The organism is Spirosoma koreense (assembly GCF_054777875.1).
The window spans coordinates 2,851,817-2,868,239 of record NZ_BAAHAC010000022.1; the positions used below are offsets into that span (position 1 = coordinate 2,851,817).

General features: G+C 54.2%; 11 protein-coding genes. 5 read left to right on the plus strand and 6 right to left on the minus strand.

Translation table 11 applies throughout. The features are described 5' to 3' along the window. Positions 1–97 precede the first annotated feature (97 nt). Entirely contained in the window at positions 98–1,609 is a 1,512-nt protein-coding gene (locus ACYVC2_RS25345; RefSeq protein WP_461107059.1) for a M28 family peptidase, read from the minus strand. A 96-nt stretch (positions 1,610–1,705) separates the two neighbouring features. On the opposite strand from ACYVC2_RS25345, the gene ACYVC2_RS25350 reads away from it, so the two are divergent. From ACYVC2_RS25350 to ACYVC2_RS25370, 5 genes are all read left to right on the plus strand, one after another. Continuing rightward, complete coding sequence (locus tag ACYVC2_RS25350; protein WP_461107061.1) at positions 1,706–3,265, plus strand: serine hydrolase; 1,560 nt, start codon at positions 1,706–1,708, stop codon at positions 3,263–3,265. Positions 3,266–3,406: 141 nt separating this feature from the next. Next, on the plus strand, positions 3,407–4,888 hold the full coding sequence (locus tag ACYVC2_RS25355) for a M20/M25/M40 family metallo-hydrolase (RefSeq protein ID WP_461107063.1): 1,482 nt from the start codon (positions 3,407–3,409) through the stop codon (positions 4,886–4,888). A 134-nt stretch (positions 4,889–5,022) separates the two neighbouring features. Next, positions 5,023–5,571, plus strand: a complete 549-nt coding sequence (locus ACYVC2_RS25360; protein WP_461107065.1) for a YceI family protein — start codon at positions 5,023–5,025, stop codon at positions 5,569–5,571. Between the two features lie 251 nt (positions 5,572–5,822). Further along, positions 5,823–8,141, plus strand: a complete 2,319-nt coding sequence (locus ACYVC2_RS25365) for a tetratricopeptide repeat-containing sensor histidine kinase (protein WP_461107067.1) — start codon at positions 5,823–5,825, stop codon at positions 8,139–8,141. 117 nt (positions 8,142–8,258) lie between these two features. Then, entirely contained in the window at positions 8,259–9,956 is a 1,698-nt protein-coding gene (locus ACYVC2_RS25370) for an N-acyl-D-amino-acid deacylase family protein (RefSeq protein WP_461107069.1), read from the plus strand. A gap of 6 nt (positions 9,957–9,962) precedes the next feature. Here the strand turns inward: ACYVC2_RS25370 and ACYVC2_RS25375 are convergent, their stop codons facing one another. From ACYVC2_RS25375 to ACYVC2_RS25395, 5 genes are all read right to left on the minus strand, one after another. Beyond that, entirely contained in the window at positions 9,963–12,341 is a 2,379-nt protein-coding gene (locus tag ACYVC2_RS25375) for a gliding motility-associated C-terminal domain-containing protein (RefSeq protein ID WP_461107071.1), read from the minus strand. 518 nt (positions 12,342–12,859) lie between these two features. Then, on the minus strand, positions 12,860–13,564 hold the full coding sequence (locus tag ACYVC2_RS25380; RefSeq protein WP_461107073.1) for a DUF4956 domain-containing protein: 705 nt from the start codon (positions 13,562–13,564) through the stop codon (positions 12,860–12,862). Positions 13,565–14,047: 483 nt separating this feature from the next. Then, a complete protein-coding gene (locus ACYVC2_RS25385) occupies positions 14,048–14,479 on the minus strand; it encodes a hypothetical protein (RefSeq protein ID WP_461107075.1) in 432 nt (143 codons plus the stop codon). Between the two features lie 19 nt (positions 14,480–14,498). Then, complete coding sequence (locus tag ACYVC2_RS25390; RefSeq protein WP_461107077.1) at positions 14,499–14,762, minus strand: hypothetical protein; 264 nt, start codon at positions 14,760–14,762, stop codon at positions 14,499–14,501. 326 nt (positions 14,763–15,088) lie between these two features. Further along, entirely contained in the window at positions 15,089–16,417 is a 1,329-nt protein-coding gene (locus ACYVC2_RS25395) for a DUF4270 family protein (protein ID WP_461107079.1), read from the minus strand. Positions 16,418–16,423: the final 6 nt, after the last annotated feature.

Here is a 16,423-nt window from a genome sequence, read left to right on the forward strand (position 1 = left end):
TGCAAATAGTTAAATCGAGCGGAGTCATGCTGCGGAAATTCTATTGTATGACTATAAAACGACGAGCCATGACCACTGAATGACTATTCACTGATGACTAGCGCTCCAACTTAAACCCTTCATCCAGCCTGACTCGCTGAGGCCGGTTAGCGACATCCCACCCAGTCAGGTAAATCCATTTCGCGATGCGAGTCACCTTGGCCGTATTGATCCGATCCGGCTCGTCTTTGGGTGTATGGTAATCGGCATGAAGCAGGGTCGTAAACGCAATAGCGGGCACGTTAGCGCGGGCGTAGGGAAGGTGGTCCGAGCGAAAATACCAGCCTTCCGGATGCTCAGGTTTGTCCCAGAGCGTGTCCAGCTTGAAATGCGCTTCCGACTGATTGACCGCCAGGGCGGCATTTACCAGATCCGTCGAGTTGCGGTGTGGCGGTTGCTGCCCTAGAATGCAGGCGCTGTCGGGCGCATTTCGTCCGATCATTTCTGCATTCAGGACCGCCACGATGGAATTCTTTGGGACCGTCGGTTTGTCGACGTAATAGCGTGAGCCTAACAACCCGCGTTCTTCGGCCCCATGGAAGACAAACAGAGCCGACCGCTTGCCCGGCTGCTTGACAAACGCCCGACCGATAGCCATCGTCGCTACGCAGCCGCTCGCGTTGTCGTCGGCTCCGTTCCAGATGGAATCGCCCGCCACGGCCCGCCGGACTCCGTCGTGATCCTGGTGGGTGCTGAACAGCACGTACTCATTCTTGAGCGTCGGATCGGTACCGGGCACTTTGGCGACGATATTGACCGACGGATAACTGAAACTTTCGACGTTGACGACGTTCGTAAACTGCTGACCCGGTTGTTTGATCCAGTCGAGCGCGCTGGCTGGCAACCAGACCGTGGGTGCCTGCGAAAACACCCGGGTGTTGGCCCCACCGGGTAGGTCGTAGCGGCCCCGTTCCAGGCCCGTCGTCCAGCGGTCGAAATAAAACTGCGCATCGGCATTCGAGATCCAGATCACCGCCAGGGCTCCCGCTTTGACCAGTTCTGCGGCCCGGCGGTTCATGGTTCCGGTCAGAAACCGGCGATAGCTCAACTCCGCCGGGGGCGTTCCCGAAAATTCAAGCGCTACCGCCTTGCCTTTGATATCGACCTTGGCCAGTTCTTCGGGGGTACCTTTGCCCACAAAAACCAGGGGGGCATCGACCGACGCGATGGCGGGCGCCAGAATAAACGCGTCCTGGCCGTGGGTCAGCTGGTGCGTGCCGATGGTCAGACGGCTTGTTTCGGTGATGCGCGTGCGCTGTATGTGAAAAAACTGAAAGAACGTGCCATCGTCGCCCGCCGGTTGCAACCCCATCGCCCGAAGCTGGTCGGCAATCCAGGCCGACGCTTTCAGCTCATCCAGTGAACCGCCCTCCCGACCCCGGAAATGGTCGCCCGCCAGCGCGAACAGATCCCGTTTGATGTCGCTTTCCTGAATAGCCGATAGCGCGGCAGGCGTTTTTGTGGCGGTTCCTTTCGACTGGCCGTGGCTATGAACTGGCCCGAGCAGGAGGGAAAAGCCGATCGCCGGCACAAGCCAGTGCCGAACGCTTTGTCTGTTGATGAAATTCATGGTTGTCTGGTCAAGAAATTGTCCCGAACAAATCTACGGAGCAGATAGGCGTCAACAAAGCGAGAAAATACTATCTTGGGGAAACATACAACCTCTATGAACCAAACAACTCTACGCTTCCTCTGCCTGCTCGTCGTTTGCTTCTCGTCGACGCGGTCGCTTCAGGCCCAGTCGAAAAAAACCAATCCTGACCCGGTCGGGCGCTACGACGCCTATGTGCAGCAGGCTGTTCGGGACTGGCGCATACCAGGGTTGACGGTGACCGTGGTCAAAGACGGCAAGATTCTCCTGAAAAAAGGCTACGGCATCCGTGAACTCGGCAAAACCGATCCCGTCGATACGCAGACGCTGTTCGCCATGGCGTCGACAACCAAGGCGATGACGGCTGCTTGCCTGGGTATGCTGGTCGATGAAGGAAAACTGCATTGGGACGATCCCGTAACTACTTATCTGCCCGGGTTTCAGCTCTATGATCCGGCCGTTACGCGTGAGGTACGGGTGCGCGATCTGCTGATTCACAATACCGGCGTGGGCAATGCCGATGTGCTCTGGGCGGCCATGCAGATTCCGTCGGATGAAATACTTCGGCGACTGCGGCTCGTAAAACCATCATACTCATTCCGAGCGGGATTCATTTATCAGAATATCATGTATTTAGCGGCCGGTAAGGTGATTGAAGCGGTTAGCGGTATGCCGTGGGAAACTTTCGTGCGGAAACGAATCTTCGAGCCGCTCGATATGCGCCGGACGCGGGCACTGTTTCGGGAGCTGACGGATGCCAATCGGGCAAAACCACACGCCATGCTGAACGACACCATTCGGCCGGTAAACAGCCTGAAAGAGGAAGGACTGGTGGATGCGGTCGGGCCGGCCGGTTCGATCTGGACGTGTCCCGACGACATTACGGCCTGGATGCAGTGTATGCTCGACAGTGGCCGCTACAACGGCAAGACCCTGCTCAGGCCGACGACCTGGGCTGAACTCGTCAAACCCCAGACGCTGGTAACCGACGTGGAGTTTTACCCGACGCAGCTGATTACCCGACCCGTCTGGAAAACCTACGGCTTAGGCTGGTTTCAGCACGATTACCGGGGCCATCGGATCAATTTTCATACGGGTAGCCTGACGGGCATGATTGCGATTCATGGGCAACTGCCCGATCAGAAACTGGCCGTCTATATCCAGGGCAATCTCGACCACGCCGAGCTGCGCCATGCGCTCATGTACCGGGCGTTCGATGAATTCGGGCTGGGCCTATCGCGCGACTGGAGCGCTGATTTTCAGAAACTTTACGGCGGTTTGAAAGAGAAAGCAAAGCTGGCCGAGCGAAAAGCTGACAGTACCCGGGTGCTCCACACAAATCCGTCGTTGCCGCTGACAGCTTATGCCGGTTCCTACACCGATCCCCTGTACGGAAAAGCTACGGTAACCCTCCAGGACGGCACTCTTCGGTTTTCGCTCAACGACGTCATGACGGGGAAGCTGCAGCACTGGCACTTCGACACGTTTCGTCTGCACTACGATCAGTTCTGGAACGGCCACGATCCGGTCAATTTTGTGGTGGGTACACAGGGCAACGTTTCGTCGCTGCGTTGGGGCGGTGCCGAACTGATGAAAGTGCCGGACGCAGCCGGGAAAAACACGTCCGGTCGCTAACGAATGCGGAGCGACATCCACGATTCCGTTCAAATAAGCGCTGGCCAAGACCCGTATTCCCTACATCCTCATCAACCCGATCCGACTTTTATGTTCAGAAAGCTCATCTTTAGCTTGACCCTTGTTTTGATTACCCCGCTTTTGGCTACTGCCCAATCGGCTCTGGAGGGCGTCCGGAAATACCGGAAAGCGCAGGAAACCCCTTTAATTGACGAGTACCGGCAGTTTCTGGCCATTCCGAACGTATCGACCGATACGGCGAACATCCGAAAAAATGCGGCTTTTATCCTACAGATGATGAAGCAGCGCGGTATTACGGCAACCTTACTCGACGGCCCGACGCCCGGTACCAATCCGGTCGTGTATGGCGAAGTGAAGGTGCCGGGCGCGACAAAGACGCTTGTTTTTTACGCGCATTACGACGGCCAGCCGGTCAACCCGAAGCAATGGACGGGCGGACTGCAACCGTTTACTCCGGTGTTTATCACGGCCCCCATCGAGCAGGGCGGGAAACTCGTTACCACGTATAAATCCGGCGATCCGATCGACCCGACCTGGCGACTCGCCGGACGCGGCAGCGCCGACGACAAAGCGGGCGTAATGACGATCCTGAATGCGTACGACGCGCTGGTCAACAGCCAGCATGCGCCATCGGCTACCCTTAAATTTTTCTTCGAAGGCGAAGAGGAAGTCGGCTCGACGCACCTGGGAGAAATTCTGACTAAACACCAAGATAAGCTGGCCAGCGATCTCTGGATTATTGCCGATGGTCCCCGACATGTATCAGGAAAGCCGGTCGTGCAGTTCGGGGTTCGGGGGGATGTAAATATGGATTTGACGGTCTATGGGGCCAAGCGGCCGCTGCATAGCGGTAACTATGGGAACTGGGCGCCCAACCCCGCTATGCGCCTGGCCAAATTGCTGTCCAGTATGAAAGATGACAACGACCGGGTATTGATCAACGGGTTTTACGACGACGTGGCCCCGTTGTCGGCCCGCGAAAAGCAGGCACTGGCCAGAATGCCCGATATGGAAGTGGCTTTGAAAAAAGAGCTGGGGATTGCACAACCCGACGGCAACGGCACCCCGTTTGTCGAACTGCTCATGCGACCGACCCTGAATATCAATGGCATGCAAAGCGCCAACGTAGGCAGCCTCGCGGGTAATATCATCCCGACCAAAGCAGAGGCCGTACTCGACCTGCGGCTTGTGCGTGGTAACGATGCGGCCCGCCAGGTAGCCCGCGTCATCGAACACATCCGGGCGCAGGGCTATCAGATCATCGATCATGAGCCTACCGACGCTGAGCGCCAGCAGTACCCTAAACTGATAAAAGTCATTGCCGATCCCGGGTACAATGCCCAGCGAACACCCATGGACTTACCCATTGCACAGGAAGTGATTGCCGCCGTGCAGACCACCTGCGCCGAACCCATCGTGCTGTCGCCGTCATCGGGGGGCAGTCTGCCCCTCTATGTGTTCGAAAAGGTCCTGAAGGCTAAAGTGGTGTCGGTTCCGGTCGTGAACTACGACAATAACCAGCACGCCGAAAATGAAAACGTACTGGTTAGATACCTGTGGGAAGGAATTGATATAATGGCGGCTATCATGCTGATCAAATAGGCTTTTCAGGCCCACTGTCTGATTAGGGAGGTAGGGCTGAAAAAAAGATTTCAGCCATTGGAAACATTTTTGAAAAATTAAATGTATATACATCAAATACGACAACACGTAAATAGACCTTATTCACAAAGACCATGGCAACTGAAGCAGCCACCGCTACCAAATGGGCAATCGACCCAATGCACTCCGAAGTTCAGTTTAAAGTAAAACACCTGATGGTTTCGACCGTAACGGGCTTATTCAGCCAGTACGAGGGTGAACTGGAAACTTTTAGCGACGATTTTGCAGATTCGAAAATTACGTTCTCGGCCGATGTCGCCAGCATCAGCACGGGAAATGAACAGCGGGATGGGCACCTGAAGTCGGCCGATTTCTTCGACGTTGAACAATTCCCCAAATTGACATTTACCTCGACGAGCATGACCAAAACGGGCGACGATACCTACAATCTGGTAGGCGATCTGACTCTGCATGGGGTAACTAAAACCGTGCCGCTGAAAGTCGAATACGGCGGTCAGATGCAGGATTTTTACGGACAAACCAAAGCCGGTTTCGAAGTGACGGGTACGATCAAACGGAAAGAATTTGGGTTGACCTGGGACGGGGTTACCGAAGCAGGTGGGGTGGTCGTGAGCGACGACGTCAAATTAGTTATGAATATTCAGGTTACCAAGCAGGCATAATCGTTTTTTAATACGGCGAACCAGCCCCGTCAGGAACTATACCGATCTGTTCCTGACGGGGCTTCTTGTATATACCAGATCGGTTTTATGTCTTTGGTTACGACATAAGTTACTAAAAATTTGATCCAGTTATGACCAGTAGGTCATATTGGCAACGGCGACCAATCAACCTATACCGATCGGTTAATTTTCATTAGCGATTTGGTGGCAAAATGCGTATTATTGTAGCTAAGCCTCCTCTTTTGATCCGTATGAAATACCTGTCTAACCTGATTCTTCTCCTGCTGGGGGTGCCGGTGGCTTACGCCCAAAACCCCCGGCTCGACAGCCTGAACCGACTCATCCAGCAGGCAACCAGCGATACAGCCCGCATAAACCGGATGAATACGAAGCTGATGGAGTTGGCGGAATACAATATCGATTCGGCCCTGAGCCTTGGCCTGAGAACGATTAAGGATGCGAGCCGCATTCGCTACAAAAAAGGCGAAGCATTTGCCCGAACCCGGTTAGCAATTGCTTACAATGTCAAAGGGAATTTTCCCGCTGCCGAAACCAATCTGAAAATTGCCGAGTCTATCTATTCGGGGCTGCAGGATTTCCCGGGTTTACTGAAAGTGTACAATACCTACGGAATCATGTATGGTATGCAAAGCAAGTACGACAGCTCGATTGCCTTCCTGGAAAAAGGTATCAAGGTGGCTGAGCGGCTCGATAGTAAGAAAGAGCTGGGAAATCTGTATCTCAACATCGGAATTTCCTACAATATGCTCTCGAATCAGCTCAAGAGTTTGCAGTACCAGCAGAAAGCACTGAACCTGGCGGAGGCTACCAACAACCTCAACAGTCAGGCTTACTGTCTGGTCAACATGGCAAATTCGTATAAAGTCATGGGCGACAACATCCGAGCCGAGCAGCGGTATCTGAGAGCCATTAAAATAGCCCAGCAAAAGGGAATTAAAAATGTTGAACTGTATGCCTACGCAAACCTGTCGGAAGTGTACGGGCTACTCAACGACATCCAAAAATCATACGACACGGCTATCAAGGCGGTTAATCTGAGCAAAGAGATGGGGGACGACGGCATGCAGGCAACGAGCCTGGCGAAAGCCGCGATGAACCTGGCGAAGCAGCAAAAGTTTCCGGAAGCCGAGAAACTGGCTAAACAGGCTATGGCCATCGCGGATTCCTCCCAGCAACCGCTCAATATCCACCAGACCTATTCGGCCATGGGGGGAATCCTGAAAATGGAGCATCGGTACGCAGCGGCTATTCCGTATTATGAAACCAGCTTTGCCGCGCTTAAAAACGCCGATATCTACGATTCTCAAACGGGTGATGCCTACAAGGACCTATCGGAATGTTACGAGAAAACCGGCAACTACCGACTGGCACTAAGCAACTTTAAAAAGGCCACGACGATTGCGGATTCGGTAATGGGAAAAGAGCAGATCCGCAAAGCCACGGAACTGGCTATGACCTACGAGTTTGAAAAGCGCGAGCAGGCAGCCCAGGCCGAGCAACAAAAGCAGAACGCCATTGCCAAAGCCCGGCAGTTGACGTTGCTGGCCGGGCTGGGGCTCATGGTGCTGCTGGCGTCGGTATCGTTCTATGCCTACCGGACCAAACAGAAGGCAAACACCCTGCTGCAATCCCAGAAACACCAGCTTGAAGAGCAGAAAGAACTACTCGAATTGCAGAAGCAACAACTGGAAACTACGCTGGCGGAACTTAAATCGACGCAGCGGCAACTGCTTCAGGCCGAGAAAATGGCAACGATGGGTAAGCTGACCAAGGGGATTGTCGACCGGATTCTGAACCCGCTCAATTACATCAACAATTTTGCACTGGTTGCCAAAGAATTGCTTGGCGAACTGAAGGGTGTCATCCAAAAGCACGAAGGAAACTTCCCGAAACGTGATCAGGAAGACTGGGAAGATGCCTCTACCATGCTGGATCAGAACCTGATCAAGATCAATGAACACGGTACCAGCACGGCCCGGATTCTGCAGGACATGCAGAAACTCCTCAAAGAACGATCGTCCATGATCGTCAATACCGATATCAATCAGTTTCTGGAAGAGCGGGTGAGCATGGCTCTACAGAAGACTTCCCTAACTGCATCGCCTGCGCTTCCGGTCGAACTGACTTTCGAACTGGCGCATCAGCCGCTGGAGGTGAGTCTATTGCCGCAGGAGTTCAATCAGGTGCTAACCAGCCTGGTCGACAATTCGTATTACTCGCTGCAGGAAAAAAGCCGTCGGGTGCCTGGGTTCGTACCAGAAATTCGGGTGGCCACCCAGATTTGTGGCGATCATGTTCGGATTGAAATTCGGGATAACGGCAAGGGAATCGGTGCCAAGGAGCAGGATCAACTGTTCAGCCCGTTTTTCACCACCAAGCCAACGGCGAAAGGAACGGGGCTGGGCCTGTACATGAGCCGGGACATTGTCGAGTACCTGCAGGGGCATATGACCCTGGAGTCGAAGGAGGGCGAGTTTGCCCAGATCACCATCACCCTGCCGCTGGTCAGCGTACCCGAGAACGTCGTTGCGGATGAGCCGCTTGCCTGAGGATATGACTTATCGGAGAAATAACTGCGCTTGATCGATACCGAACCGAATTAGATAACAGCCCGTCGGGAATTATAGCGTGCAGCGCTTATCTTGGGTGAACAAACCCCTGACTCTATGCACCCTACGCTACTCGTCGTTGCCGCCTGGGCAATAACCGGCCCCGGATGGGCCCAGCCCCCCAAACCGGTCACCAGCCGGTATGATATACTGATCCGCAACGGGTTAGTATACGATGGTTCCGGAAAACCACCCCAACCGAATGATGTAGGAATTCGGGGGGATCGGGTCGTGGCGGTGGGTAAGCTCTCAACGGCCACCGCAACGCTGGTTTTGAATGCGCAGGGTAAGGCCGTGGCGCCGGGATTTATCAACGTACTGTCGCATACCGGTGCCGAGCTGCTGCGGGATGGCCACTCGATGAGTGATCTCAAACAGGGCATTACCACCGAAGTGTTCGGCGAAGACTCCTGGGGACCCGTGCCGACGGATGCCATGCGCCAGCAGGTCAACTCGTACCTGAAACCCTACGGACAAACCTGTACCTGGACAACCCTGGCTGGGTTTCTGACGACCCTTCAGAAAAAGGGAATCACGCCTAACATCGCTTCGTACTTGGGGGCCGCTCAGGTTCGTCAGAGTATTCTGGGCGAGGAGAACGTAAAGCCGACTCCGGCTCAGTTGAACCAGATGCGCGCCATTGTCCGTCAGGAGATGGAAGCCGGGGCCCTGGGCATTACAACGGCGCTGATTTATCCACCCAACTCGTTCGCCGACACCGACGAACTGGTGGCGCTCTGTCAGGAAGCGGGTCGCTACGGTGGACGATATATCGCCCACATCCGCAGTGAGGGCGACCGGCTGGAAGAAGGTGTCAGGGAACTGATTGAGATCGGGCGGGCCGCCAGCGTACCTGTCGAACTCTATCACTTTAAAGCATCGGGGCAACGTAACTGGCCTAAAATGCAGTCGGCGATCGACCTGATCGACCACGCCCGGCAGCAGGGACAGAACGTAACGGCCAACATGTACACGTATACAGCGGGGGCTACTGGCCTGACGTCGTGTCTGCCGCCCTATCTGTTCAACGGCGGGTTTATGGCAGGTTGGAAACGCCTGCAGGACCCGGTTACTCGCCAGAAGCTGAAAGCCGAGGTGCAGCAGAAAAACAACGACTGGGAAAATATGTACCAGCTGGCTGGCTCGACCAACAACATCCTGCTGACCGCTTTCGAGGTAGATTCGCTGAAGAAATACAACGGGAAAACACTCGGCCAGATTGCCGCCATCTGGCATCGGGACCCGATCGAAACCGTCATGGATCTGATCGTAGCGGACAAAAGCCGGGTCGAAACCACGTACTTTCTGATGTCGGAAGAAAACGTAAAGAAAGGAATAAGCCAGCCCTGGGTGTCCTTCGGCTCGGATGCCGGCTCGCTGGCGGTCGATCGCAAAGAAGTTGGCGTCGTTCACCCACGCACGTTCGGCAATTTCGCCCGGCTACTGGGCAAGTACGTGCGCGACGAACAGGTTATGCCGCTGGAAGAGGCCGTACGTCGGCTGACCAGCTTACCGGCCACCAACCACAAACTGCCCCGCCGAGGGTTACTACAGCCTGGCTATTATGCCGATGTGGTAATTTTCGATCCGGCCACCATTGCCGACAAAGCTACCTTTGCCGATCCATTCCAGTATGCGGTCGGGGTTCAGCATGTGCTGATCAACGGGAAACTCGTGCTGAGAGACGGAGCGCACACCAACACCTTTCCGGGGCGGGCCATCTGGGGCCCCGGCCGGAAAAAGCTGACTCCCTGAACGAAGTCATCGGATCAGGACCAGGCTACCCTTCAGGACGGGTTTGCTGGGAGCGGTGCGGACGGTGTAGGCATAGATACCCCCCGGCAGCGAAACCCCGTTCAGGGTGCCGTCGAATGGGTTAGCATATCCCTTTCCAGACGAGTAGATGATTTCGCCCCACCGGTTAAAAATGGTTACGACCGCATCGGGAAAAGCTTCGATTCCCGGTAGTTCCCAAACGTCGTTCATGCCATCGCCGTTGGGCGAAAACGCGTCCGGCACCCACACGCGGGCGTAAACCGTGATCCGGATGGAATCTTTCACCGTACAGCCCGAACTATTTTTCACCTCGACGGTATACGTGATGTCGTCCTGAATATCCGTGATTTGTGGATTCGCAGCCCTGGCATTGTCTAAATACTGCGCCGAAGTCCAGAGAAACTGATTTGGATTACCGGTATAGACCGGGTCCAGTGTAAAGGTGTTTCCCTTGTAGGTAGTCATAGAGTCGGCCAGCTGAATGGTCGGAATGGGAGCAACAATAGCCAGGCGGGTCGCCACGGTGCCCGCACACTCGGGCGCGGCTTTTACCGTATAAGTAACCGAATGAGTACCTACACCCGCCTGTTCGGGACTGAAAATGCCGCTGGTAACGCCAACACCGCCGTAGTCGCCACCCGGTGGGCTGCCTTTCAGGGTGTAGGTCGGATTGTTGGGGCCACAGACATCCGGAATGGAGTCGAGCGTAACGCTGATGGGGGCCAACTGAACAATAGCCAGGGGAGCCGAAGTACCCTCACAGCCATCGGCATCCACCGCAACCACGGTATAGGTGCCGGCGGTTTGAGCGCGGTATTGAGGACCGGTACTGGAGGTTACCGCCTTTCCGTTTTTCTGCCAGATATAGTTGACTCCGCCACCGCTTTGGAGCAACAGCGAATCCTGCGGGCAAATGCGGTTCTGGCCCGAAGCCGACTGAATGGTTGCCACAACGGGGGCCGACCGAACCAGGGTTGCGGTATCCGTGTGTACGGTGCAGCCTACGGCGGTGTAGGTAAGAACTGCCCAGAACCGGCCGGCCTGAGTGGTCTGAAGCGCTGGTGTCGTTGGCGTAACCAAGGCCTGATTATCCTGATACCATTTATAGGTAACGCCCGTATCCGCACTGGCGGTCAGGGTTATCGTGCCAGTCTGAGCGCACAAATGCCCCGAGCTGGTCAGGGATGCTTTCCTGCCGATGACGTTTACCGTAATCGCTTCCGACGTACCTACTTTGCTACAGGTAGCTTTAGGCGAAACCAGTACTGTATACTGGCCCGCATCGCTGACCGTCAGCGACGACTGGCTGGCATCGGTAAGGTTGACACCGTCCCGGCGCCACTGGTAATTCCAGTCGGGGTTGACCGTGGCCTGCAGAACGGCCACATCGCCCTGACAGAGGGTCGTTACCGTCTGTTGAGGCCGGTTCATGACCTGAACCGATGGATTGGTCGTCGTCTGGGGCGGGCAGTCGATCACCAGAAACTGGAAGTCGCGCCGAACTTCTCCGATTTTCGCCCCGTTCCGGTATTCTTCGATCTTCACGGCAAAGACAAAGAGGCCTAGCTGGGTCGCCGTTACGGATAACTGGCCCGTTTGCCCGTTGACACTCAGGGTCGGACTACCGGGCATGGCGTTGGTGGCGCTGTAACCTGGTAGCCAGCTTATGTCGGGATAGGGGCCCGGCGAAACCGCTGTGGTATTGCCCCGCGCCGTTCCTTTCTGGTCGAGGGGCGTTACCATCGAATACCGCAGTTCGTCGCCGTCGGCATCCGTGCCGCCGAACGCGAACGTAAACGGATCACCGATGCAAACGTACTCTCCATTGACCGCACCAAAATGGGGCGATGAATATGAAATTGGCTGACCGTTCTGCTGCAGAGCGGGAAATTCCAGGTAGAAGGTAAACCCCACCTGATCGGGCGTATTGATGTTGTTGATGCCCGCGTTACGGTTCCGGGTCTGGTAAGAAATGTAATACCCCTGCGGATCGGCGTAGGAAGCGGGAGCCAGCTGAATCGTAGCTTCGTAGGTCCAAACCACGAAGTGCAGGTTTCGCTGGGATGCACAAAACTCGTTGGCGTAGATGATCGGCGCTTTAACCCCGGTTTGCTGGACAGTGAAGGTCGTCATCTGGACATTGTCGCGGAGTCGAAAAATACCTACGTTTCCAGTGCTGGCCTGCCGGGAAATGCCCTGGGTGCCGTCTTCGAGGTAGTTGGTAACAACGATCCTATAATGACCCGGCACGTCGCCAATCGCCTGCATCTCCAGATGGCCTCCCACCTGGTGAGTCGCCAGGAGGGGCAGGGGCAGGCTCAACGCTACTAACCAAAATATAGTCCGGAAGGTAGATGTACGCATAAATAAGTCGTTCTAAATCGCCTGCTCGTTCACTCGTTACGACTAAAGATTGTACTGTCCTTTTAAAAAATTATTTGTCGCTTACTCGTCACGTGTTTAGGGTCAACGCATCGAGTGGTTGTTTTCCAGGTAAAGAACGTAAGCGGGTTTACCTACGCATCAGCCCAATACGATAGCCTTGTTTTTGTGCTCTTGTATCGTCCGACCACCGGCGGGCTCCGGTGATTGTTTCCGTGTCGACCTCTACTAACAACCCGTGTGGTCTGTAATTATTCGTTAGTACGCCAGATCGCCATAATTCGTTGCGTACCGAACTCCGTACTTTTACTTAAAATCAGCGGCTGGAATAAATGGCCATTCAATCAGTTCGATCCACGTAGATGGGTTGTATTTCGGGAAGGTTTCCAAACCTCCGATCGCTGTGATCGGCTGGGCATCCGGCGTGCCGTACAGGCAAAAAAAACAGCAGACCCACTGAAGGACCCGCTGACACTGATTCAGGAATTATACTAACGATTTTAAAGAGGGTTCGTAGGGCTCAGGGCCATATCGGCTGCACTTTCAAGGGGAATAGGCGCCGGTTGCGATGTAGGTTGAGTTGCCCTGACCAGGTTGGGGTGATAATACACAATCAGCTGGACCTGTTCCTTACGAAAATCGATATGCTGAATTTCTACCCGGTGCACGGGCAGACCCATCCGCAACTGAAGTTCGGCCAGCAGCGCCGGTTGTTCGTCGGGCCGTATGTGATCGATCCGGTCGTAAAGCACCGATTTCGACGCTTCCCGCTTAAACAGATAATTGCCTTCCAGTAACTGCACGATCGTCAGGATCAGCCCGTAAATAAGAATCAGCGGTAACCAGCCACTCTGGCTAATGGCCGTGATCAACCCGATGGCAATCACCAGAAACAAATACGTCATGTCTTTGGCGGGTATACCCTGGGTTCGGTAGCTCAGCATCGAGAAGACCGCCAGTAGCCCGAAGGCGGCCCCAATGGACATCTGCACGTGATTGAGCAGATAAGTGATCAGAAAAATGACAAAGTTGAATCCAAAGAACATCAGAAACAGGTCCGAGCGCCGGTAGATGCGGTAGTAAATCAGCCTGATCAGGATGCCAACGGCCGCTACGTCCAGGACCAGGCGGATCATCAGATTTCCGGAAGACGTAATCAGATCAGGAAGGTCGGCCAGAGCGGAGATAGGTTGAAGTAGGATCATAACAGTTGGACGAAGGTTTAACTATACGCACCGATAAATTACTGCCTGATGATAGCGGACCAACAAGGGGAGAAACCAGTGCTTCTCCCACCTTTGCAGGTTTAATTATAAACCAAAGTTTCTTAATTGTTGTACTAATGTTTAATTATTTTGTGATATGCCAATTAAAACAGGCTCAGAACAGCGCATTACAGTATAGCGAGTCACGGTCGGGTGTTGTAAGCAGAAACCTGCCTCCACTGCGATTGTTCGCGTGTTAACGACTATTTAACCGGGTAGCATCCAGCCACTATACCGGCTGAAGGCTACCCGAATGTGATACTATGGTTAGAATGCAAATGCAAACCATAGTATCACATTCGGGTAGCCTTCCTGACCTGATCAGTCTTGAAATGCCATCGGCTACTAAATCCCTATGTATCGACAGCTTACCTCAGAACGACTAGATTCGTTGCATATAGATCTCAGGACCGGGCTAAGCGCTCAGGAAGATAGGGGTGTCGGCTGTGAGTGTCGTAACAGCCACCGACTGGCTTCCTGCTGACCGGTAAAATACCGACAGGATAAGTGCGGATTCACCGCCATCGACTCCCGGATGATCAGGTCCGAGCCAAGTTTGCCGAACTGGTTGACATCGTTGAGAATAATGGCAACCTGGGCGGTTGGGGTTAAACCAGCACTGGCCTGTGGGAGCCAGTGTTGTACGAACCAATGTAGGTCTACGGGGTTGAACAGGCGTAACTGCCGCAAATCGACTTGCCATCGTTTAATCTGGTGCCGTTTGGCCAGGGCCAGTATAGCCAGCGAGGCATCCCGGAAATGGTCACTGCTGGGCAGCCCAACCCAGGACTGCTCCAGCAAATGTATACTGCATTCGACACGCACCTGCACGTGTTCATTCCGATACGTTTTCATAAAGGACAATACCGTGGGATTAGCGTGTACTTAAACCTGGACCTTCAGGAACCTGACTGGCAAACGCCTGCTGCAGTTCCAGTTCGGCGAATCGGTACGCATACATGAACTTGTCGTTTTCCTGCTGAATGATTCCCATATCTTCTAACTGAACCACCTTGTTCCAGATGCGCTGGAGACTGCCGTAAAACTCATCTCCCGACTGGGCCAGTAAAACCTGAAGGCCTGGATTTGCAGCCGGTGCCGGCCGGTTTGTGTCGGTGTGCAGGGGTGTACGTTTCATGCGCTGGCGTATTCAGTTTAACCGCTGTTTCACGGGGTAATAGGGTAACGTACAACTGCTGCATCAGGAAGTCAGAAAGAAAAGGATTTGTTCATTAGTGGTTTTTAAGCTCTTTTAACACATTCAGCGTGTAACACCAGGGTGAGCATTCTCCAGAAATTAGCTCGTTTTAAGCGCCGGAGGCCACTAAATAGCCATTTTAGCCCCGTTTGCCTGAATAATAACCTATACGTGTGTGGGGCGGGTTTTGTGGCGGGGGAGGTGCACATAGAAAGAGCCGGCCTGATGCGACAGGCCGGCTCGAAAACCGTTCGTCAAACCGGATGTTAACTACCGGAGGTCAGAAAAAGCTTCAATTGCATCTGGTCACCGGTTCGATACGCGTTTCCCAGTGCTACTCGTTGCGCCAGTACTTTCATCAGGCCCGAGCTGGGAGTCAGAGTAGTCAGCAACAATGGCTCATTCGAACTTTTGCGTTTAAGGATCTGCCCAATGTAATACGTCAGGTCGAAGGTATAGGCATCGGTAAAAATTTCGGCCTGGGTATTGGCAAAATAACCCGCTGCCGCCGACGAGGCTCCGGACTGTATGATGCCGGTGGTACCATCGGGTACGACGGCAATGGCCTGATTCAACCGGTTAGTCTGAAACAGCTGAATGGGTGATGGGGGCGTGGCATTGTCGCGTAACGAACGCCGGGTCGTATTAATGACCAACAACGCTTTGTTAACGTCCGCAAACTTATCCGGTAAGGCAAACTGGCCCAGATACGGAAATTCAATCCGGGTTTGCAGGAAAGATCCCAGCGCGATGAATGAGGTGTTGTCCGTCAGTCGGCTGTTCACGGCGTCGGACCGGCCTTTCAGCGCACTCAGGGCCGTACCGCTGCGGTCGTTCTGGAGTTGCGTGAAATGAAGCGACGTAACGGGATATTTAACGTTCAGGGCGGTTTGCGGATCGTCGGTCGTATGGTAATACAGGGTCAGGCCGCTAGGAGTCGTACTGGCCGAGAAGCCCGCCAGAGTATTGTTGGTCGAATTACTGACAAACGCAAAGCCCGGTAAAAATCGGCCCAGCGACGTATAATCGGTGATCTGGTTGGTGAGCAGACGATTGTAGAAATCCTGCGCCAGATTGTCAGACATTCGGAACCGGATCTGCCTGCCCCGGCTCAGCGGGCGCGGCTGAACAACCATGCGGGCCATGGGGGTCGCATCGTAATCGAGCGAATTGGTGCTGTAATATACCTGAGGAACGATGGCCTTTTTGAGCGGATAAATGCTCATGTCGAAAAGCGAGGTCGAATCGCCGTATACGAACGAGTAGTTCATTTCGAAAACGAGCGAATCCAGCCGCAGATTCGTTTGCCCCCCAATAGGGTTCGACGAAAAATCGAGAGCACCGAAGGCCTTCGCGGTCAGTGTGCCGGTTTGCGAATCCGTCCAGCGACCAACCATTATATCGGTATCCGTCGACGTCGCAAACGAGTCGACCTTCAGTACCGTCGAGGTCTGAATCGTCACGGTGTCGATCGATTGGATCACCAATTCCTGCGGATTGATAACCGACTGACCTACGTTGAGGTCACCCGTTTGGCAGGCAAACAGCACGATACCAGTTAGCAAAAGCCAACCGGCGTACCAGAAAGTGCGCATAAGCAA